The sequence below is a fragment of the Acinetobacter schindleri genome, from assembly GCF_010918895.1.
Lineage (GTDB): Bacteria > Pseudomonadota > Gammaproteobacteria > Pseudomonadales > Moraxellaceae > Acinetobacter > Acinetobacter schindleri.
Genome location: NZ_CP044483.1, coordinates 1538383 through 1559665, shown reverse-complemented (window position 1 = coordinate 1559665; position 21283 = coordinate 1538383). Strand labels below are relative to the sequence as shown.

The 21283-nt window shown below is 42.8% G+C and carries 18 protein-coding genes; 4 read left to right on the top strand and 14 right to left on the bottom strand.

From position 1 onward, the window contains the following. Nucleotides 1-10: 10 nt before the first annotated feature. The 5 genes from FSC11_RS07550 to FSC11_RS07530 all read right to left on the bottom strand — a co-directional run bounded on the left by FSC11_RS07550 (nucleotide 11) and on the right by FSC11_RS07530 (nucleotide 5925). On the bottom strand, nucleotides 11-1108 hold the full coding sequence (locus FSC11_RS07550) for an ABC transporter permease (protein WP_163166069.1): 1098 nt from the start codon (nucleotides 1106-1108) through the stop codon (nucleotides 11-13). A 41-nt stretch (nucleotides 1109-1149) separates the two neighbouring features. Beyond that, nucleotides 1150-2754 (bottom strand): ABC transporter ATP-binding protein, encoded by a 1605-nt coding sequence (locus FSC11_RS07545; RefSeq protein ID WP_420867670.1) that lies wholly within the window; start codon nucleotides 2752-2754, stop codon nucleotides 1150-1152. Nucleotides 2755-2859: 105 nt separating this feature from the next. Then, complete coding sequence (locus FSC11_RS07540) at nucleotides 2860-3951, bottom strand: BMP family ABC transporter substrate-binding protein (RefSeq protein ID WP_163166067.1); 1092 nt, start codon at nucleotides 3949-3951, stop codon at nucleotides 2860-2862. Between the two features lie 411 nt (nucleotides 3952-4362). Next, the gene (locus tag FSC11_RS07535) at nucleotides 4363-4710 is read right to left on the bottom strand and encodes a nucleoside deaminase (protein ID WP_264821050.1); all 348 of its coding nucleotides are present in this window, start codon (nucleotides 4708-4710) and stop codon (nucleotides 4363-4365) included. A 159-nt stretch (nucleotides 4711-4869) separates the two neighbouring features. After that, a complete protein-coding gene (locus tag FSC11_RS07530; protein WP_163166065.1) occupies nucleotides 4870-5925 on the bottom strand; it encodes an aromatic ring-hydroxylating oxygenase subunit alpha in 1056 nt (351 codons plus the stop codon). A gap of 268 nt (nucleotides 5926-6193) precedes the next feature. On the opposite strand from FSC11_RS07530, the gene FSC11_RS07525 reads away from it, so the two are divergent. Next, a complete protein-coding gene (locus tag FSC11_RS07525; RefSeq protein ID WP_171521737.1) occupies nucleotides 6194-7123 on the top strand; it encodes a LysR family transcriptional regulator in 930 nt (309 codons plus the stop codon). A 192-nt stretch (nucleotides 7124-7315) separates the two neighbouring features. Further along, entirely contained in the window at nucleotides 7316-8368 is a 1053-nt protein-coding gene (locus FSC11_RS07520) for an aromatic ring-hydroxylating oxygenase subunit alpha (protein ID WP_163166061.1), read from the top strand. Nucleotides 8369-8479: 111 nt separating this feature from the next. Here FSC11_RS07520 and FSC11_RS07515 read toward each other — a convergent pair whose 3' ends face one another. Continuing rightward, nucleotides 8480-9397, bottom strand: coding sequence for a LysR family transcriptional regulator (locus tag FSC11_RS07515; protein WP_163167738.1), 918 nt, complete (start codon nucleotides 9395-9397; stop codon nucleotides 8480-8482). Between the two features lie 309 nt (nucleotides 9398-9706). Beyond that, nucleotides 9707-10216, bottom strand: a complete 510-nt coding sequence (locus tag FSC11_RS07510; RefSeq protein WP_227590963.1) for a CocE/NonD family hydrolase — start codon at nucleotides 10214-10216, stop codon at nucleotides 9707-9709. A 665-nt stretch (nucleotides 10217-10881) separates the two neighbouring features. On the opposite strand from FSC11_RS07510, the gene otsB reads away from it, so the two are divergent. Together otsB and FSC11_RS07500 are read left to right on the top strand one after the other, a co-directional pair. After that, nucleotides 10882-11769: a trehalose-phosphatase gene (otsB, locus tag FSC11_RS07505; RefSeq protein ID WP_005222084.1), complete on the top strand. Its 888-nt coding sequence runs from the start codon at nucleotides 10882-10884 to the stop codon at nucleotides 11767-11769. Further along, nucleotides 11736-13166, top strand: coding sequence for an alpha,alpha-trehalose-phosphate synthase (UDP-forming) (locus tag FSC11_RS07500; RefSeq protein ID WP_163166059.1), 1431 nt, complete (start codon nucleotides 11736-11738; stop codon nucleotides 13164-13166). Before otsB ends, FSC11_RS07500 begins: the two co-directional genes overlap by 34 nt. A 31-nt stretch (nucleotides 13167-13197) precedes the next feature. Here FSC11_RS07500 and FSC11_RS07495 read toward each other — a convergent pair whose 3' ends face one another. The 7 genes from FSC11_RS07495 to FSC11_RS07465 all read right to left on the bottom strand — a co-directional run bounded on the left by FSC11_RS07495 (nucleotide 13198) and on the right by FSC11_RS07465 (nucleotide 21276). Next, nucleotides 13198-14430 carry an MFS transporter gene (locus FSC11_RS07495; protein WP_034434010.1) on the bottom strand — a complete coding sequence of 411 codons (1233 nt, stop codon included), beginning with the start codon at nucleotides 14428-14430 and terminating at the stop codon, nucleotides 13198-13200. A 210-nt stretch (nucleotides 14431-14640) separates the two neighbouring features. Continuing rightward, a complete protein-coding gene (locus tag FSC11_RS07490) occupies nucleotides 14641-15363 on the bottom strand; it encodes a glycosyltransferase family 2 protein (RefSeq protein ID WP_004894797.1) in 723 nt (240 codons plus the stop codon). After that, on the bottom strand, nucleotides 15360-15968 hold the full coding sequence (locus tag FSC11_RS07485; RefSeq protein WP_005222089.1) for a class I SAM-dependent DNA methyltransferase: 609 nt from the start codon (nucleotides 15966-15968) through the stop codon (nucleotides 15360-15362). Before FSC11_RS07485 ends, FSC11_RS07490 begins: the two co-directional genes overlap by 4 nt. Next, entirely contained in the window at nucleotides 15949-16743 is a 795-nt protein-coding gene (locus tag FSC11_RS07480) for a PIG-L deacetylase family protein (protein ID WP_163166057.1), read from the bottom strand. Before FSC11_RS07480 ends, FSC11_RS07485 begins: the two co-directional genes overlap by 20 nt. Further along, on the bottom strand, nucleotides 16731-17729 hold the full coding sequence (locus tag FSC11_RS07475) for an acyl-CoA dehydrogenase family protein (protein ID WP_163166054.1): 999 nt from the start codon (nucleotides 17727-17729) through the stop codon (nucleotides 16731-16733). The genes FSC11_RS07480 and FSC11_RS07475 overlap by 13 nt, the downstream gene beginning before the upstream one ends. 240 nt (nucleotides 17730-17969) lie before the next feature. Beyond that, nucleotides 17970-20171, bottom strand: a complete 2202-nt coding sequence (locus tag FSC11_RS07470) for an OsmC domain/YcaO domain-containing protein (RefSeq protein WP_163166053.1) — start codon at nucleotides 20169-20171, stop codon at nucleotides 17970-17972. Nucleotides 20172-20505: 334 nt separating this feature from the next. Continuing rightward, the gene (locus FSC11_RS07465; RefSeq protein WP_163166051.1) at nucleotides 20506-21276 is read right to left on the bottom strand and encodes a TorF family putative porin; all 771 of its coding nucleotides are present in this window, start codon (nucleotides 21274-21276) and stop codon (nucleotides 20506-20508) included. Nucleotides 21277-21283 lie beyond the last annotated feature (7 nt).

The window sequence follows — 21283 nt, the reverse complement described above, 5'->3', positions numbered from 1 at the left end:
TCCGATCTTGTTAAGCATTTGCCGAAGCAGGTTCAGCTGTAGGCACTACACGTTTTTTGGCAAAGCGGTAACGGTTTTCAATCAAGGCATCCGATCCCAACAGGAAAAACAGCAGCAAGCCTTGGAATATCCCGGTAATTGCGACCGGAAGCTGTAATTGCATTTGTGCCATTTCCCCACCGAGATAAATCAATGCCATTAACGATCCGGAAAGTACGATACCAATCGGATTCAGACGACCCAGATAAGCGACAATAATTGCGGCATAGCCATAACCCGGTGACAGGCTCGGATTCAGCTGACCGATTGGGCCTGCTACTTCACATATCCCGGCAATCCCCGCCATCATTCCGGAAATCACCAGACTCAGCCAGATCGCTTTGGAAGATGAGAAACCAGCATATTTAGCAGCTAGAGGAGCCTGTCCGCTGACTTCCAATTTAAAAGCAGTCATGCTTTTACGCATAAAGAGCCAGAACAAAAGCACAGCCACAGCGATGATAAAGATTGAAGCATTAACCCGTGTTCCTTCCAGAATCATCGGTAAAATGGCACTTTCACTAAACATGACAGTTTGCGGAAAATTCATGCCCTCTGAATCACGCCAAGGACCATTAACCAGATAGAGCAATACAAACAGTGCGACATAGTTCATCATCAAGGTGGTCAGGGTTTCTTCGGCATTAAAATGGGTTTTTAGTAATGCAGGAATTGCGCCCCATAAGGCACCGCCAATTGCACCCATAAAAATCATAAGAGGTAAAATCCACCAACCTGCCTGTTCATGGAACAGTAGTGCGATACCACCGCCAAAAATGGCACCCATGATCAGCTGACCTTCGGCACCGATATTGAACAGTTTGGCACGAAACCCAACAGCTAAACCCAGGGCAATCAGAATTAGAGGACCTGCTTTAACGGCCAACTCGCTCCAGCCATAGGAGGTCATCAGCGGTTCAACAAAAAACACATACATGGCCTGTGCAGGACTAATCCCCAGCATTAAAAATAAAATACTGCCAACGACCAGCATGGCTGCCAGGGCAATAACTGGTGACAGCCATTTCATCAGTTGTGACGGATGTTCACGTGGTTCGAGTAAATGCATGTGCTCATCCTCCCAAAATCATTTGTTGTTCTAATAAAGTCTTAAGCATGAGCGTGTTGCTCCTCTGCCGTGTTCGAGGTCGCTTCATGGCGTTGAATGCCAGACATGAGTAAGCCAATACTTTCTGCATTGGTTTGCTGGGTTGGAACTGGATTCGACAGCTCGCCATTGGCGAGTACACAGATGCGATCGCTCATCTCAAACAGTTCTTCCAGTTCTTCGGAAATCACCAAAATACCGACCCCTTGACGTGACAGATCGATCAGCGTCTGGCGGATAAACATGGAAGCACCTACATCTACGCCCCATGTGGGCTGAGCCACGATCAGGAATTTTGGATTCTGCAGAATTTCACGGCCGACAATAAATTTTTGCAAATTCCCACCCGATAAAGAACGGGCTTCTGCGTTCGCACCACTGGCCTTAACCCCAAATTTTTTGATAATTTTTTCAGCAAAAGTCTGGATATCTGAGAATTTAATTAAGCCCCAACGGGTGAATTTCTGACGATAGGCGGTCAATAGCACATTTTGAGCCAATGTCATATTGGGGACGGCACCACGACCTAAACGTTCTTCCGGTACAAACCCAAGTCCCACATTACGCCGCTGGCCAGCAGTTAATGCAGTAATCTCCTGTTGTTCCAGATAAAGCCTGCCGGTTTTGGTCAGCGCTTCCCCGGACAATAAAGACAGCAGTTCGGCCTGTCCATTTCCGGAAATACCGGCAATACCGACAATTTCACCTGCCTGAACGCTAAGATTGATATTTTGTAAGGACACACCAAAAGGATCATCAGACTGATAGCCAAGATTTTCAACCTGAAAACAGGTTTCTGGTATGCCCTGATATTCTGCGCGTATATAAGTGGGTAAATCACGGCCAATCATCAGGCGGGCCAAATCACTGGTCGATTTTTCTCGTGGATCGACGTTTCCGGTGACTTGTCCATTACGCAAAATCGTGGCTTCATCACAGAGTTCTTTAATTTCATGCAGTTTATGACTGATATATAAAATAGAAACTCCCTGAGATGCCAGCATGCGCAGAGTTTTAAATAACTGCCGTACCGCTTGGGGTGTCAAAACTGAAGTCGGCTCATCCAGGATAATCAGCGCTGGATGTTGTAACAGGCAACGAATAATTTCTACACGCTGCCGCTCACCTACCGATAAGGAATGAACTTCCCTTCGCGGATCGACAGGTAAACCATACTGTTCAGAAACGGCAATAATTTTCTTGCTCAGGTTCGGTAAATCTACTTTTTCATCCAGTCCCAATAAAATATTTTCAGCAACAGTCAGGGTCTCAAACAGGGAAAAATGCTGATAGACCATGCCGATCCCGAGTTTTCTTGCCATTGAAGGACTGTCTATTCGGACTTCCTTACCATTCCACAGAATTTGTCCCTGATTGGCTTTGACTGCACCATAAATAATTTTCATCAGGGTGCTTTTCCCAGCACCATTTTCACCCAAGATGGCGTGAATCTGTCCAGGATATACAGTCAAATGAATCTGGTCATTTGCCTTGAGTGAATTATAGCTTTTGCAGATATTGACCAGCTCCAGTCGCGGAATATCCTTGCCTGAACCTGTATTCATCTTGGGCATAGGTGTAGACAGATCATGTGTTGGATTCATCATAAGTGCCCTGATTTATGCGGCTGGTTGATTCATCTGCCTTTTGCTAAAGACCAGATGAATCATGAGCCTGTTTTTAGAATGATGTGATGTCTGTTATTTTGTTTTTTATTTCGGAAGTGAACCTTCTACACCTTTTACGTAGTAGTTCATTTTGCTCAGGGTGGCATCATCCAGTGTTTTACCTTTAGCAATGACCATTGAACCATCCTGTTTATAGAGCGGGCCAGTAAATGGGTGCAAGGTACCTTTCAGGATCGCATCCCGAACAGCAAGTGCTTTCTTTTTCTCACCTGCGGTTACCATTGGTCCGAAGCTCTCAATATCGACTGCTTTCTGTTTTACCCCATACCACAGTGCACTTGGCTTCCATGTTTTATTGCTGACCTGAGTCATCACTGGGGTGTAGATTTTTTCCCAATGGAGTACCGAAGCCGCCAGATGGGCTTTAGGACCGAATTTGCTCATATCCGAGTCCCAGCCAAATGCATAGACCCCTTTCTGTTCAGCCGCCTGAACGACTGCCGGAGAATCAGTATTTTGCATTAACACATCGGCACCTTGAGCAATCAATGCCAATGCAGCATCACGTTCCTTGCCCGGGTTAAACCATGAATTGACCCAGATCACTTTGGTTTTCACTTTTGGATTCACGCTTTGCGCACCCAAAGTATAAGCATTGATGTTGCGCACCACTTCAGGAATCGGGAATGATGCCACGACACCTAAAACATTGTTTTTGGTTTTCTGCCCAGCAACCACACCGAGCATATAGGCACCCTCATAGGTACGAACGTCATATACCCCCAGGTTCTTGCCCTGCTTATAACCAGTGGAATGCATAAATACCGTATTCGGGAACTGCTTGGAGACTTTCTCCATGGCATTCATATAGCCAAATGAGGTGGCAAAAACGACTTTATTGCCCTGCTGCGCCAGGTTACGGATAACACGCTCTGCATCGGCAGTTTCTGGAACATTTTCGATATAGGAGGTTTTATATTTGCCGCCCAGCGCTTTTTCAGCCTTGATCCGGCCCTGATCATGTGAATAGGTCCAGCCATGGTCACTGGTTGGGCCAATATATACAAATGCTGCTTTATCCTGTGCATGAGTCATTGATGCCGCCACCAGGCCACCCGCACATAGTATCCCCATCAGTGTTTTGAATCCGGTTTTAAAGATCTTTTTTTCTTTCATTCTCTTCCGCTCTTTTTGTACTTGTGCCCCATGCACACTAATCAATAACTTTACTCAGATGAGTAAAATCGGTTCTTTTTATAATTAGCAATAACTATTCCAACTTGATTAAAAAATGATTTATTTAATTTATTTCTTTTAAAATAAAAGTAATATTTTATTATTTTAATATTTATTAATAAATAATTTTTTTAATATTAAATAAAATGAGTTAAATAGGTGCATTTGATAAAATTAAATGTTATTAAAATGTGCATTTATATTTAAAATAATTTCTGTAAAAATAAAAAATCCCATTCTTAAAATGGGATTTTCTTCTAAAAAGGCTTATCTGCTTTGCCAGAATTGCTGTTGTAAACTGACCGTTTCAGTTTCAATCTCAGGTACTGGTCCAATCAACTCAATCTCCTTTTATCCATGGCTAAAGATATAGTGTGAGCTGACACTCATCGTTGGGTTTTCCTGATGATTACCGGTACATTCAACTAAATGTCCTTCCGAAATACCATAAACTACACGGCCTATATTGGCCCAATAGATGGTTCCAGCACACATACAGCAAGGTTCTACTGCCGTATAAAGCGTACATTGCCATAAATAAACTGCTGGATAATTGGTCGCAGCAATACGGGCTAATGTTGATTCTGCATGATTGACCGTATCAATATTACATTGGGTGAGCAGCACCGTTTCATGATCTGGCGCCACCAGTACTGCTCCAAAGGGATGATGTCCCAGCTGGGTAGCACGCCGTCCCACGTCATTGGAAAGTCTTAAAAACTTTAATATCTACTGATGATTTGGACGGCTCATTTATTTATACCATAATAAATTTTAAATGGAGAATTTATATTTTAAGGAAATATGATTTATTTAAATATAACCCTTGCTTGTTAAATAAAAATATATTGGTTTATTTTAAACAATATAACGTTTACTTAATCCCCATTCTGCCAATATACGTCGATAAGTTGTTGATGAGCGATCTGCTTCAAAATGTGCTTCCATGGAAATATCCAGTGGCAGCTCTTCCGGTTTTTGACTTTCTACCAGTTCCTGGTCTTCAGCAAAGATCTGTGCATTAAAATCATAAACTGCCTGTAAATCGCCAGTGGTATCAAAATTTCGGGTTAATGGTACAAACAGTCTGGTTTGGTTGTGTGACACTGGACAGCAGGCATTCAGGATTTTAAGAATGCCTTCATTTGGAAAATGCACAGTTAATATCGCAGAAAATGGTGGATAGACATCAAACACGCGTTTCCATAAAAATCCTTCAGGTGCCAGATGCTGCATGCCATGAGGATAATTGCTGACATTACTGACATATTCAGTATGCAGACCATATGGCGTACGTTCGGTATTGTATTTCGGCACCACCGGATTATCACGATCGGCAAAAGCATTGTGATGTACCCAGGCAAAATGCGCGACATCAATAAAGCCTTCTAACTGACGACCACTCGAACCGGAAATATCCACAAATGGCGGTAAAATAGATTGATGTTCTGCGGTATCCCAGGTATCTAGTACCGGGAAATTGGCAGCACTTTCATTTCGGCTAAACAGGCTGGTCCAGATCAGACCGTATTTTTCTACGACTGGAAATTTGCTGAGCGAGAAACGGTCTGAGATTTTAGTCAACTCGGGTTGCGCTGGGATTTTGATACATTTTCCCTGTTCGTTGTATTGCAGACCGTGATAGGGACAGACAATATTTTCCCCAGAAACCCAGCCCTTGCTCAGTGGTACACCACGATGCGGACAGATATCGCGTACCAGATGAATGACGCCGCTTTCAGTTTTATAAATTGCCAGTTTGACATCCAGCAAAGTCACTTGCTGTGGCTTTTCGTTCACGTCCTGAATACGTGCAACCGGATACCAATGATGCGCCAGAATTTCCCAATCCTGATCATCAAACTGGCTGTAGCATGGCTTGCTAAATACATTGATCATTGGAATAGCGTTCATATGAAACCTTTTTTCTGCAAAATCCTGAATATTTTTAATCCCCTGAAACGTGGCTTGTGCTGGCTAGCGTTCCGGTTAATTACAATTGAAATTACTCGTTTTTTTACTTTTTCGTCTATTAGAATGTTTCGTATAAATCATTCTAAAAATTAGAACGGCACCTTGTAATACTTGATTAGCTTGGGCCTTAGCTTCCTGCTTTGGCATAAAACTCGCATAAAGCTTTTATTGAATTTTAAGTACAGGTGAAACAGGCTTGAGTAAATTGATAAATACCCCGTTTTCACGCTTTTCTGATTACTTTATAGCAGTGGCGAAAAGTGGCAGTTTACGTAAGGCTGCAGATCAGTTGTTTATTTCGGTATCTGCGATTCACCGGCAGATCGCCCTGGCTGAAGAAGAATTAGGTATTGACCTGTTTGAACGTTTGCCCAACGGATTGAAGTTAACTTTAGCGGGTGAAATGTTATATGCGGATATTCTAAAATGGCAAAAGGAGTTTCAGCAGACCTGTATCCGCTTTGATGAAATTCAGGGACTCAAACGTGGCAGTATCGAATTTGGATTAATTTCTGCCTTGAACGAAGGCTTTGTAATGCAGTCACTACAGCATATGTACGCGCAGTATCCTTGGATTAATTTCAATATACGGGTGGCAGACAGTGAAGTAATTGCCCGAAAAATTATCGATACCGAACTGGATTTCGGGCTGATTCTTAATCCCAAAGCCCATCATCAGCTGGAAGTGCTGCATTTTCTGGAATTGCCTTTGGGCTTTGTCATGTCCAAACAGCATCCCCTTGCTGAGGCTGAACGAATCTATTTTTCAGATACCTTGGATGACAATCATTTTATTGCAGCAGAGCCGCTGATCATTCATGACTATGTACAGGCCATGTACAAACATCACAAATTCATTCCGGCACGCAAAACGGAATCTAATGATATCCGCCTGATGAACAGCATGATCAAGGCCAATACCGGTATTGGCATCTTGAGTTATCTGGATGTCTTCCCGGAACTACAACGCGATGAACTGATCTTTAAACTGATTACGGAAAAAGGTGTACGTCCTTTGACCATTGCCCTTTGCGTGGCGCCAAAACGTCAGATATCACGAGCCTCCCAGCTGATGATCAAACATATTATTGAACAGATGGAACAATTAAAAAGTCAGATTTCTCAGCAAGCAGCCTAATAAATGATTTGTGATGTCTACCTTTTCCGTAAAAACGCGTTAATTCTCAAAATATGCTCACATATAAAAGAGAATGATCTTCAAATGGTAAAGAGTGTTCTAATTTTCTCAATACCTCATACAGATTTCTCTAATTTCGGTGAATAGGCTGTTGATCTATATTCAATCGAATAACACCGATTTGAGGCAATCATGAATAGTAAAACCCTCCTCACGTATCAGCCTGACTTACCTGTTCATATGACATTTTCAGAACATGACTGGCATCTGTTAGCGCAATACTGGTATCCGGTAGCCTTGGCACGCGAAGTCTCTGAACAGCCAATCGGGACCATGTTGCTGGATATGCCCTTGGTAATTTATAAAATCGGGGATGAAATTATTGTGGCGCGAGATACCTGTCCACATCGAGGGGTTGCTTTAAGTCTGGGAAAAAATGATGGACAAGGTGTGGTTTGTCCTTATCACGGTCTACGCTTTGGATCAGGTGGAAAATGTAATCGTATCCCGGCCCATCCGCAGCAAAAAATCTCTGAGCGTTTCAATCTAAAAACCTATGCCGCCGTAGAAAAATATGGTCTGATCTGGTGCTCACTGCTGGCAGATAAACAGGCTGAAGCAAATATTCCGCAAATGCCTTACTGGGATGAAGCAGATTACCAACAACTGGTTTGCCCGAAAGTTGATATTCAGTGTTTTGCCGGTCGGCAGCTAGAAGGTTTTATTGATGTCGCACACTTTGCATGGGTACATCCAGATACTTTTGGCGATCCGGATAATTCAGAAGTACCCGATTATCAAACCTATGAAACCGATGATGGTTTTGCTGCTGACTATATCAGTACCGTTGGACGCTATCCGATCGGGCTGGATCAGCGCGGTGCAAAAGACTTTAAATGGCTACGCCATTTTGAGATCAGTGTACCCTTTACCGCGACCTTGACCATTCATTTTCCCAATGATGCCAAACAGGTCATTATGAATGCAGCTTCGCCTATGACAGCACGTACTACGCGGCTGTTTGCACCCATCTGCCGGAATTATGACAAAGACCTGCCAGTTCAAGATGCCTATGACTTTAACCTGAAAATTTTTGAAGAAGACCGGTTAATCGTCGAAAACCAGAAACCTGAATATCTGCCTTTAGACTTGTCTTTAGAAGCACATTTCCCGGCAGATCGCAGTTCCAGCATGTACCGGAAATTGCTGCGTAAGCATGGATTCAGTCCTTTATTTGCGGCTTGATTTGAAATGAAAGGCTCTGATTCTGGATTATTATTTTCAAGCTTTCAGTTTGAACAGTGGATCAGAGTCTTTCTTGAATGACACATGCTTTCAAAGAAATGATAACAAACGTTAATCATAATATGCCTCTCTTTTCTTGGAGAACCGTTCTAACTGCTTCAGGAATCCTTCAAAATAATCTTTCTGTTTTTCCTCAGTGCGATAGCCTGCAAATAAAGTACGACGTAACCCTTCAGGTGCGACACAATCCAGACGGCGTGAGCTTACCCAGCCTTTTTGCTCATATTCATTTACGACCCAGTCCGGCAATGCTGCAATTCCGCGTCCACTTGCCACCAGCTGAATCAACATCTGGGTTAAATCAGTCGTCCGGATCTGTTTTGGCAAGATATTGGCTGGAATAAACAGGCGTGACATGATGTCCAGGCGATGTTTATCCACCGGGTAAGTCACCAGTGTTTCTTCTGCCAGTTGCTGTACTCTAATCTCTTTGGCACGTACCAGTGGATGAGTATTGGAAAGTACCAAACGTGATTCATATTCAAAAATCGGAAAATACTCTATCCCTTTTAATGCGATCGGATCGGCGGTAATCAGCAAATCAAACTCACCAGTTTGTAACAGCTCATGCGGATTGGCTTCAAAACCAGAGGCAAAGTCTAAATCTACATCTGGATATTGAATACGATACTGATTGAGTAAAGGCATCAGCCAGTCAAAGCAGCTATGGCACTCAGATGAGAAAATAATACGTCCCGTCTGTCCATGGACAATGCGAGTAATATCACTTTGAGCAATCTGTACCTGAGGCAATATTTCATCTGCCAGTTTAAGTAATCGCTGTCCAACATTGGAAAAGCTCACAGGCCGACTGCGGCGATTTACGACTTCTACGCCAAACCATTGATCAATTTCACGCAATTGATGAGATAAGGCTGAAGGTGTAAGACACAGATCTCCTGCAGCGGCGACCAATGAACCATGTTCTCGTAAAGCAACTAAAGTTTTTAAATGACGAAGTTCTAACATGTCTTCCTGCAGAATTTTCATAAAGCAATTTCAATATGCTGATCATAAAGCATAAAATTTTTATCTATTAGTTTTTTTCAGTTTTAAATAATAATAATGATATTTATTCAATTTGTATTTATAGCTAATAACATTCCCAGCAGTTAACCCAACTTATATTTTAAAAGCTAATTTTGAAAACAAGAATGATTTGATGGTGAGGCTTTGCCTTCAGCAAATTCTGAATTTTATCCAGCCCTAGAGTAATACCATTCACCGGATCATTTTGAATCGCATCAACTGGTAATACACCCAGCAAGTCAACCAGACTCATCCATAATGGGATAAAGTTGGGATTAAGCTGCCGCCATTGAATAAAATATCACGGTAACCATCACCAATTGGTACCATTGGAAATGCGGCTTTTACGGCTGGATGCTGGGTATACGCCCCCAGCAGACTGGTAATATCTAGATAAGAAACACCATAGAGACCAATATTGCCATTTGACCATGACTGTTTGCTGGCCCAGTCAATAATTTCAAAACTGTCCTGCTGTTCAATGCCATCAAATGCCTGCCATCTCCCTTCTGAAGAACCGGTACCACGTATATCGGCAACTACTGTGGCATAACCACAGCGTACAAACTCAGGATTCGGGCCGCCTGCCATATCCGCAATCTGGCCTGCAAAGCCTGTATTGTAGGCTGTCTGGATTAAAATCACTGGATGAGGTTTAGTAAAATCAGGTTGTTTATTCTGATCAGCTGGCAAGGTAACACGAATTGCGATTTTGGTACCATCACGCATTTTAATCCACTGTACAGGCAAAGTGACCATATTGGGATAATCATAATCGCGAGTGTAATTGCTCCATTTTGCATCTGCATTTGTGAGTAATGGTCGTTGAACTTGACTTTCGAACTGTCGTGTTCCTAATTTAGTATTTTTAATGTAATGGCAGGTTGTGTCATGCCTGTAGAGTCAGTAAAAGATTGTGGTTCTAGGTAACTTAAATCTGAAGTGACTTGCTGAGGGGGGTGAAAGTTTTATTGACCACACCCACGGTCACTGCAACCACAGTGACCGTCGCTGCCATGGCAGCACAAAGTTTATTGAGCAGCTTCATTGCTTATATCCTAATTATTATGATGATGCATTCCTCGATCAATGAGCCATGCATTTTTATCTATATTCATAGTTTTTATTAAGTTTGATTTGACGAAATGATCTCCTTCTCTCTGTTTTTCTTTTTAGATCACTTCTTAACACTGCATTTATAAACTGACAATGCTTCTTGTCTGTCATAAAAATTCTTATACAAAACTATGCTTATTCATATCTTGATAGATTTTTGAAATTTCTGATCAAGAGAGAATTTTATACAAATGTGATTTTCAAGACATTTTTACAAGATATTGCAACGTTACAGTAGATAGGTGAAATGTATTATTCATTATAGGAATAAGCAGATCACAGATCTTGACATGTTATAAAAATAATCAATGCATCAAGAGACTGTAATTTATTACACCCTAACAATGAAAACTACAAATGCTGTTCTAGATTCTATTTATACCGAGATAGCGAAAAAGCTGGATTGGAGAGCTAAATATAATTCCTTACCCTGTATTTTATTTTTAGACATTGACGGTACACTTTCAGAATTTCATCCAGATCCTGAACAGAGTTTTATCCCCTCTTCCACCCTAAATAATATTGCACAAATCCAGCAATTTTTACCTTTATATCTGGTTACCGGACGTTCTATCGAGCAAGCACAACGACTGATTCAGCCTTATCGCTGGAATATTATCGGATCACATGGCATAGAGCTGCTACAGCAAGATGGTATAGGTCAAAAACTTGTTTATATCAATCACAAAGAACTCGAACAACTCAAATCTAGTGTGCTTGAGCAGCAGCATAAATGGCAGCCGATTCGGGTAGAACACAAAACCCATTCAGTTGCTCTGCATTTCCGTGAACATCCTGAATATGCAGATCAGGCAAAAGCCATTATTGATAATTATCTTAAACAATTTTCAAGTTTTGAATTAAAAAGCGGCAAATGTGTCTATGAACTGGTTCCCCACGGTTGCAATAAAGGTGCGGCAATCCAGCATATTTTAGAGGATCTTGAAGCTGAGCAGTTTTACCCCATTTTCATTGGGGACGATTTAACGGATGAAGCTGGTTTTCACATCATTAATGACTATGGAGGTATGTCAATCAAAGTTGGCCCAGGAGAAAGCGCAGCCAAAGCTCGTTTAGACGACGTGGCAGATGTCGGTTTTTTCTTACATGAATTTTTAACATCACTAAAAGCGTTAAAACAAGAAATGAAAGGAGAAAAAACGTGTCCCGACTCATTGTATTATCCAACCGTGTAACATTACCGAACCCGAATGCCACTCAGGCAGGTGGTCTTGCGGTTGCTCTGGAAGATGCCCTAAATGGTATAGGTGGCATCTGGATGGGATGGAATGGCAAAAAGACGGCGTATAGGCAGAATTCCTTTGACGTCCTGAAAGATCAGCAGATTGAATATCATACCTGTAGTTTCTCTGAAGCTGAATATCAGGGTTTTTACTGTGGTTTTGCGAATGGTGCACTATGGCCGCTAATGCATGACCAGAATCAATATATTGATTACTCAGATCAGGATTACCGGATCTATCAGGATGTCAATTTTAAGTTTGCCCGCCAGTTGCAGAAAATTATCGAACCGGGTGACATGATCTGGGTGCATGACTATCATTTCTTAAGTGTTGCACATTACTGCCGTCAGTTGGGCATGCGCAATCGTATCGGTTTCTTCCTGCATATTCCATTTCCAGAGACACAAAAATGGCAAGATCTAGCCTGCAGCCAGCATCTTGCAGCGCATCTGGCACAGTACGACCTGCTTGGCATGCAAACGCAGCAGGATCAGAGAAACTGTTATGATTTCCTGAAAACTACCCTATCTCTAACTGCACATACCAACAATATTCTGCGTAATGGACAGCGTCAGGTAGAAGTAAAAGCTTATCCGATCAGTGTGCATCCTACTGCAATCCAGCGTCGTGCGGGACAACTCACTCATACTGAACTGCCATTTGATTTCAGTTCATCACCTGATGTTAAACATATCATTTCAGTAGACCGAATTGACTATAGCAAGGGCTTATTACAGAAGGTGGATGCGCTGCGTCAATGTTTCCAGGAAACTCCTGAAATGTTGTCGAAGATACGCCAGTTTCAGATTGCCTGTCCTTGCAGACTGGAAGTTCCGACCTATGCCAATCTATATCGGGATTTAAAACGAGGTGTCGATCAGCTGAATCAGGATTTCCCTCATACAGATCAACCGGTCTTTGACTGTCATTATGATGCTTTAGGCCATCATGCCTTGATGCGTTTATATCGCAAGTCGGAAATCTGCTGGGTCAATTCGGTACGTGATGGCATGAATCTGGTAGCGAAGGAATATATTGCTGCTCAAGATCCAGAAAATCCGGGCATTTTGATTCTGTCCAAATATGCGGGTGCTGCTGAGCAGATGCGTGAAGCTTTACTGGTCGATCCTTATGATAACAACAGCATGATCAAAGCCTTAAAGCTGGCAGTGAAAATGCCGAAGTCTGAACGTATTGCACGTTATCAGGCGCTATTTCAAGGCCTGATGGACTATGACATTGTACATTGGCGTGATTGTTTCTTAAAAGATCTTAAACATGTAAGTAGCCAGTATATTTACCAGCCACTTAGTAAGTCACCCTCTCACGATCTTTATTTACAGCATTAAATTGCTTTGATTTAAACAAAAAACACCAGCTTTATGCTGGTGTTTGTGTTTTTTCTGCTTCTGCTGCAGTTGCTGGAGCAGAAGTCAGCTGGTTCAGTACAGTAATGCTGATCAGGCCAACTGCAATGATAAAAAATACCTGGCTTAGACCCATGATCTCGCTTCCGAAGCCCACCAATGCTGGCCCAAGCAAAGAACCGGTATAAGCAAATACAGAAACATAAGATAAAGCAATATGTTTGGGTAATTCAGTTTGACGTCCTGCACGTGAGAACATCAGCGGAACGATATTTGCGCTACCCAGACCCAGGATCGCATAACCAATCAAAGCCACATACCACACTGGTGCAAATACCACAGTCAGAAGACCCAAACCTGCCAAAGTGGCACTGTACAGAATCGTGTTCTTTTCACCAAAGAAGCGAATAATCAGATGGCCACTTAAACGTCCTGCAACCATTAAAGCAGCAAAGCAACTGTAAGCTAGACCAGCTTGAGATGCTTGAACTTTAAATTGAGTATTCAGGTAAATTCCACTCCAGTCCATCGCTGCGCCTTCAGACAGAAAAGCGATAAAACAGATCAATCCCATGCAAAGAATTGCAAATGTTGGACGTGGTTTATGGGCAGCTTTCTGGGTAGTATCTTCAGATTCTGTTGCTTCAGCTGCAGCTTCTGCTTTTAGACAGAATGGCACAGCAAATACCATGATCAGTAAAATGCTCATACTGATCACCAGTACACTTAAAGGCAGTGCAAGACCAAATGCCAGCATACTGGTCATACCTAACACACCTGCCAAACCACCCAAGCTACATACGCCGTGGAACAGTGACATCATGCTTTTACGTTGCTGACTTTCCAGTTTAATTGCCTGAAGGTTAACCGATACGCCGAGTGCGCCAGCGCTAGCACCGAAGCAAAATAAAGCGGCTGCCAATAGCAATTTAGTCGGGCTAAATGCCAATGCAGGCAGAATTAAAACAAATGCGGCCAATACTGTAGCGATAACAGAACGACAGCCGTAACGATGTGCCATACGACCTGCCAATGGCATGGCGATCATTGAACCTACGCCCGCGGCAAGCAATAACACACCGAAATCTGAATGACTTAAATTCAGGCGCTGCTGCACCAGTGGAATCAACGGTGCCCAGGCAGCAGTACTAAAACCCAGAGCGAAAAAACATAGTGCAGTGGCAATACGTTGCCAATGACTACGTGGAAGCGCACGAAGAGAAGCAGGTAATAACGGAGCGTACATAGTAAGAACCAGTAAAAATTTCGGTGCGGTATCCCAAACCGTTGATCCATAGAAAAACCCCATGAACTTATACTTGAAATGTATTAGTTCACAGGGCTTAATTTGGATGAATTATAAGCAGTTTTATTTTAAATGGAATAGGTTTTAATCAAAAAAATCGGCCAAATTGTTAAGCCTATGATTCATTGAAAAATATAGTTTCAAAAATTTTCAAATAATTTTTCTCAGGCATTTTGTATTGGATTTGTTATCCTGATTTTGTCGTTCAATGCTCCATAAAAATTGTGAAAATCCTTCACGGACACGTGAAATCAGGCGACTGCTGGTCACCACTCTCAACTGGTTAGACCAGGTAATATGCATTCCCATTTTTTCTGCGCGTTTAACCAGATCTACATCTTCATGACATGGCATAGGTTTGAAGCCGCCAAGAACCTTATAACTCGATGCTTTAAAACAAAGGTTGGCCCCATGAATATGCCGATGCCCCATATGATCCTGATAATGGTGCAGATATTTTTTTTGGGTAGCTAAACTTAAGTGATCCCATTGCGCAATTTCAACGACTCCGCAAATCACATGTGTAGGCTGATGCAGCAGCATGGTCTTAAACCAGTCTGGATGTACTCTGGAATCTGCATCCGTACAGCAAATCCAGTCATAGCCTTGTTGGATCAAATGCTGTATACCGAGATCACGGGTTTTTCCTACACAACGATAATTACAACTTATAGCTAAAACATTATAAGTGTTTAACTTTTCTGCTGTAGCATCAGTACAGCTATCCATCACGACTAGAATTTGAATTTGTATGCCATGACTTTGAGACATGTCTTGATAAAATTTTTGGCGTGCCCGTTCCAGTGCCTGTAGACAATGTTCGATTTCTTCTTCTTCGTTACAGGCCGGAATGACAACACCAATTTTTTTCATAATAATCCTTCCTGTACGGCTATCGAATTTACGTCATGTGTCCAGACATCCAGAAAAAAATCGGCATCCTGTAACTGTGTGTGGTGATAATAATGCAATCGCTGTTTTAAAATCTGATGAACCTGTTCTCCATTCAGACTGAAGCCTTCAATCGCATGTCTCCAGTGGCAAGCCACAATACAGCCTTGTGGACTGAGATGCGTATTCATCCATTCAATCAGTTGCAGCAGAATATTTTCTTCAAGGTAATATAGCATTTCGCTGGCAACAATCAGGTCAAACTGCTGTGTTGGCAAATCCAGTGGCACAATCCCCTGCACCACTTTGACATGATCATGGATCAGGCGCTGATTCGCTAGCTGTATGGCGGTCGAATTGGCATCCATACACAGTAAAGCTTCGCATCGTTCAGCCAGCTCGGCGCTCAGTACCCCATTACTACAGCCAATTTCAATACCATTTTTAAATTTCGGATAAGGTAGTACAGCCAAGGTCATATCGCGTTTGCGCTTCTCATACCAGCGCTGTTCATACTGCCAGGGATCGCCATTATTTATGCGATACAGCTCGGCGAAGTAGTCATGATTATAGATGGCCTTCGTCATCAATATAGACCTCCCATGGCTGTAAAAGACGTGCTAATGCGCTGCCCGATACGATAGCAGCTTTACCTGTACTGGAGTCCGGTTCAAGCTGGCTTTTAAAACATTGCATGGCTTGTATTTTACGCGCTAACTGCTTTGTGTTGAGTTCAAGTCTAAGGGCTTTATGCCAGGGAATACGATTATCTCCAGGACTGGCCCAATGCCAGGTCCAGATCAGCACCTGTAAACATTTTAAAGAATGCGTTGCTGCAAGCTGTTTGCTTACCTGACCTGTAATCTCATGATCAGGATGGCCATCATGTTCAAAAGTGGTTACCAGAATATCATTTGCTTGCAAATACGGTTTTAAAGCAGCTGCTAACTGGTCACGTTGTTGCGCTACCTCACCATCCTGGATATTCAGCGCAATACGCGGTATCGATTGTTTCAGATCGAGAAGGCCTAAAGCATTTATTGTTTCCTGAGGTCGGATATGATCCAGCTGCTCTGGTGTATATAGTCTCGAGTCGGGATGACTGGCTGTGCCATTGGTGACTGCAAACAGAACAATCTCATAACCCGCTGCATCCAGCTGCTGAATCAGTCCGCCACAGCCAAGAATTTCATCATCCGGATGTGGAGCAACAATACAAATGCGACTATTTAGGGGAAATATTTTACTCAGTTCAAGCGCTTTTAAATGATGGAGCTGCTGACTCTGCTGCCATTCTTCTAGCGCTGTTCCTTCACCCTGAATAATACGGTCTTCAACGATTGGATGTTTTAAAGTGCCCATGTCTGTTCATCCTCCATCGTCAGTTGACCAATACACTGCAAATCAAATGCAGCATGGCTTTGCCGGATAAATACGGGCAAATCTGCTACACAGCGGGCAAAATCCGCCTCCTGGCAATATGGTGCTGCACCCAAGGCTTTACCACAAAGTTCCAGTACTGCCAGTGCAGTGTCTTCGACCTGGGCACGTAAAGCTCGGATCATTAACTCATGATTATGCCTAGGGTCGGCATCAATCAATTTTGCAGTTTCATGAAATAGTGCACGAGTTGCATACAGCTTGCTACTGACCTCACCCAGATACATTTCTCTAAATGGATTAGTTTTATGATGCATGGCATGTTTTAAATAACCGGCCAGTTTGAGCGTTGCACCAAACCAGCAGGCAGCGACGCCAGCCGCACCATGCCAGAATCCATGACGATCCAGATAATAGTCTGGCTTGCTGATGGTTTTGACTTTGACCTGATTGAAGCTGACCTCAGCCGTGCGTGTATATTGCATCCCTACAGCATGCCAGGCACTGGTATTGATCTGAATCCCATGCTGGGTCATATCTACCAGTAACAGTTGCGAGTGTTCTTCTTCATCCCGATAGGTCAATAAAGCCTGCTGTACCTGACCCGCGGCTGAACACCATGGTTTAATTCCGGAAAGCAGATCATCTTCCAGCTGTAAAGGTTTAGGACCACCTTCTGCTGCCCAGATAGCAGTCAATCCGACAATCTGCTCAGGATCAGCATGTAGTTCATGCAGTATCGCCAGTACATCCAGATGCGATTCATGTAGCTTGGCCAGACTCAAGTCTATGGCAGCAACCTGACTCAGGATTTGCCAGCGTTTTAAGGTCTGTCCTTCACCCGGGTATGGCACCTCCAGACTGTGTGGAATCAGCTGATGTAAAGCGTGATCAATCCGCTGCTCAGGATCAGTCGAAGAAGAATTAAATTCTACTTTTAATTGTTCGACCAGCTGTTTGAGGTACATTCATCTTCCTCATTAAATATCATTAAGATTCTTTTATCGGGTTTTTAAAGATGAATAGCAAAGTGAGTATTTGACTATTCATTATGTAAATCACTGTTTATGAATTAATTTATGCCCAGTATTGGCGCAAAATACTGTAGCTTTTTGTCAGGAATTTGTCTGATTTGTAAATCTTAGATATTTAAAGCCATCAAAAAACCGCCTATCTTGAGGCGGTTTTTTGATGCAGCTATCTATGGATTACTGCTGGGCTACAAACTTGGCACGTGCTGCATGCAGTTTTTTATAGCTATCAATCAGGCGTAAATGACGATCCAGACCTTCAAGCTTCATACTGGTTTCAGTCAGGCCATAGAAACGAACTGTGCCCTCAACTGAACCCATCACCGCATCCATACGTTCATCACCAAACATACGGCGGAAGTTGTGCTCATAATCTTCCAGTTCCATGTCATCATCCAGCATGACTTCCAGAACGACATTCATGCACTGGTAGAACAGGCCACGTTCAACGGTATTGGTATTAAACTGCAGGAACTGCTCAACCAGATCTTTAGCTTCTTCAAATTGCTGCAAAGCCACATAAATCAGAAGTTTCAGTTCAAGAATAGTGAGCTGGCCCCATTCAGTATTTTCATCGAACTCGATACCGATCAAGGTTTTGATCTCGGTATAGTCATCCTCATCTGCTTCTTCCAGACGCTCAACCAATGCTTGCAGTTGTTCATCATCCAGACGGTGCAGATTCAGGATATCTTCACGATATAACAAAGCCTTGTTGGTATTGTCCCAAACCAGATCTTCTACCAGATAGATTTCCGAATAGCCCGGTACCAGAATACGGCAAGCGGTGGCACCCAAATGCTGATACACCGCCATATAAACTTCATGGCCCATGTCTTCAAGAATCGTGAATAATTCCTGAGCTTCATCCGCATTCGAGTTTTGACCATTATTGGTGAAATCCCACTCGACAAAATCATAATCTGATTTCGCGCTGAAGAAACGCCAAGACACTACACCACTAGAATCAATAAAGTGCTCAACAAAGTTATTCGGTTCAGTCACTGCATTGCTGCTAAAGGTTGGTTTTGGCAGATCATTCAGACCTTCAAAACTACGACCTTGCAGCAATTCAGTCAAACTACGCTCTAAGGCCACTTCAAAGTTAGGATGGGCACCGAATGAGGCAAATACACCGCCGGTACGCGGGTTCATCAAGGTGACACACATCACCGGGAACTGGCCGCCTAATGACGCATCTTTGACCAGAACCGGAAAGCCCTGTTCTTCCAGACCTTTAATGCCTTCAACAATTTTTGGATATTTTGCCAGAACATGTTCAGGCACATCCGGAAGTGCCAGTTCACCTTCCAGAATTTCGCGTTTAACTGCACGCTCAAAAATTTCAGACAGACATTGTACTTGCGCTTCAGCCAGCGTATTCCCGGCGCTCATACCATTGCTCAGGTATAAGTTTTCAATCAGATTCGACGGAAAATAAACGGTTTCACCATCAGATTGACGTACAAATGGCAATGAACAGATGCCACGAGCCTTATTACCCGAGTTGGTGTCATAAAGATGGGTACCCAATAACTCATCTTCAGGATCATAAATTTCACGGGTATGTTCATCTAAAACTTCTGCAGGTAGTTCGCCATTCGGACCTGGCTGGAACCATTTTTCATCTGGATAATGCACAAATTCTGCATTGGCAATATCTTCACCCCAGAACTGATCATTATAGAAGAAGTTGCAGTTCAGGCGTTCAATAAATTCACCCAAGGCAGATGCCAGCGCACTTTCTTTGGTTGAACCTTTACCATTGGTAAAACACATTGGCGACTGCGCATCACGGATATGTAGCGACCACACATTCGGCACGATATTACGCCAAGAGGCAATTTCAATTTTCATGCCAAGCCCTGCTAGAATGGCAGACATATTGGCAATCGTTTCTTCCAGCGGAAGGTCTTTACCTGGAATAAACGTACTGTTTTCAGAAGCTAGACTTGGCATTAACAAGGCTTGAGCATCCGCATCAATACTTTCCACTTCTTCAATGACAAATTCAGGACCGGTTTGAATTACTTTCTTGACGGTACAACGGTCGATCGAACGTAAAATTCCTTGGCGATCTTTTTCAGAAATATCAGCCGGCAGTTCCACCTGAATTTTAAAAATCTGTTTATAGCGGTTTTCAGGATCAACAATATTATTTTGCGAAAGGCGGATATTATCAGTCGGAATGTCACGTGCTGCGCAATAGACTTTGACAAAATAAGCCGCACAAAGTGCCGATGACGCCAGAAAATAATCGAATGGGCCGGGTGCCGAACCATCGCCTTTATAGCGGATCGGCTGATCGGCAATCACCGTGAAGTCATCGAACTTGGCTTCCTGACGAAGATTATCGAGATAATTGACCTTAATTTCCATGTGGATACCTAAATATTCTTATGTGCCGTCACGGACAGATAAGATGCTGAATCTGAATATACAAGCCGGTTCACGGAGGAGAACTTGAATGAAAAATAGAAAATGGTCAGGTTATGCCATTTGACTAAGTGTCTGGATAACGCTGCCGAGAATGGGCGCTATTATAGAATTATTTTATGAAATTGATAATATTTGTCTGAAATTCTGCCAGATTAAACCAGACCTTCAGTCTTTTCTGAGCTGCCGGAGCATGAATCAACTTCAAGTCATGAATTATATTATCAATTAACATGGCGGATAAGGCAGATTTTCACCTGCCTAGTCTGAGATAACTTTAGAAATCATAACTCAGTACAAATACTGCAAGATTACGCTGCTTGTCATCATAGCGGTCATAACCACCAAAGATATATTCACCAGACACACTCAACTGCGGTAAAAGCGTATAACTAAGTCCGGCAGAAGCATAACGAAAGGCAACCTGCTTTTCGGTATAGCCCAGTTCACCACCCTCATATTTGCCTTCATCGTTAAAATAGCTCCCTGCTGCCGTAACGCTGGCATTCAGACGATCATTTAACTGGTGGCTCAGATTCAGCATATAAAAGGTATCGCCCTGATTGGCATAAGCCACATCATACAGATAGGTCGATACGCTGGCGCCGATACTGGTCTGATCATTCAATGCACGACTTACATTTAAGCCCAACTCATTTCCAGTGGTGTTCTCACCGCCCGGATAATAATAGGTCGCATTCCATAAATCCCAGTCATAGTTTTCGCTGCTATGGGTATAACCCAGCAAAAAATCATGCTCGAATTTGTCTGAACGATGTCCCGAACGTCCCTGCACTTCTGCATAAGAGTATCCAAGCGTAGATCCCCAATATCCGACATAAAAATTGCCATAAGCCAGATTCAATGCTGCCTGCACAGCAAGGTCGTCATTTTCAGGTGCATTGGTTAAACCACGGGAGACGTACTTGGAGACCACACTCAAGTTTCCGCTTGCTTCTATTTTTTTTACTTCCGCATCATCGGCATAACAGTAAAGACTTGAAACAGCAGCACAGCCAAACAGCACTGCTTTATATAACATTTTCATAAAATAT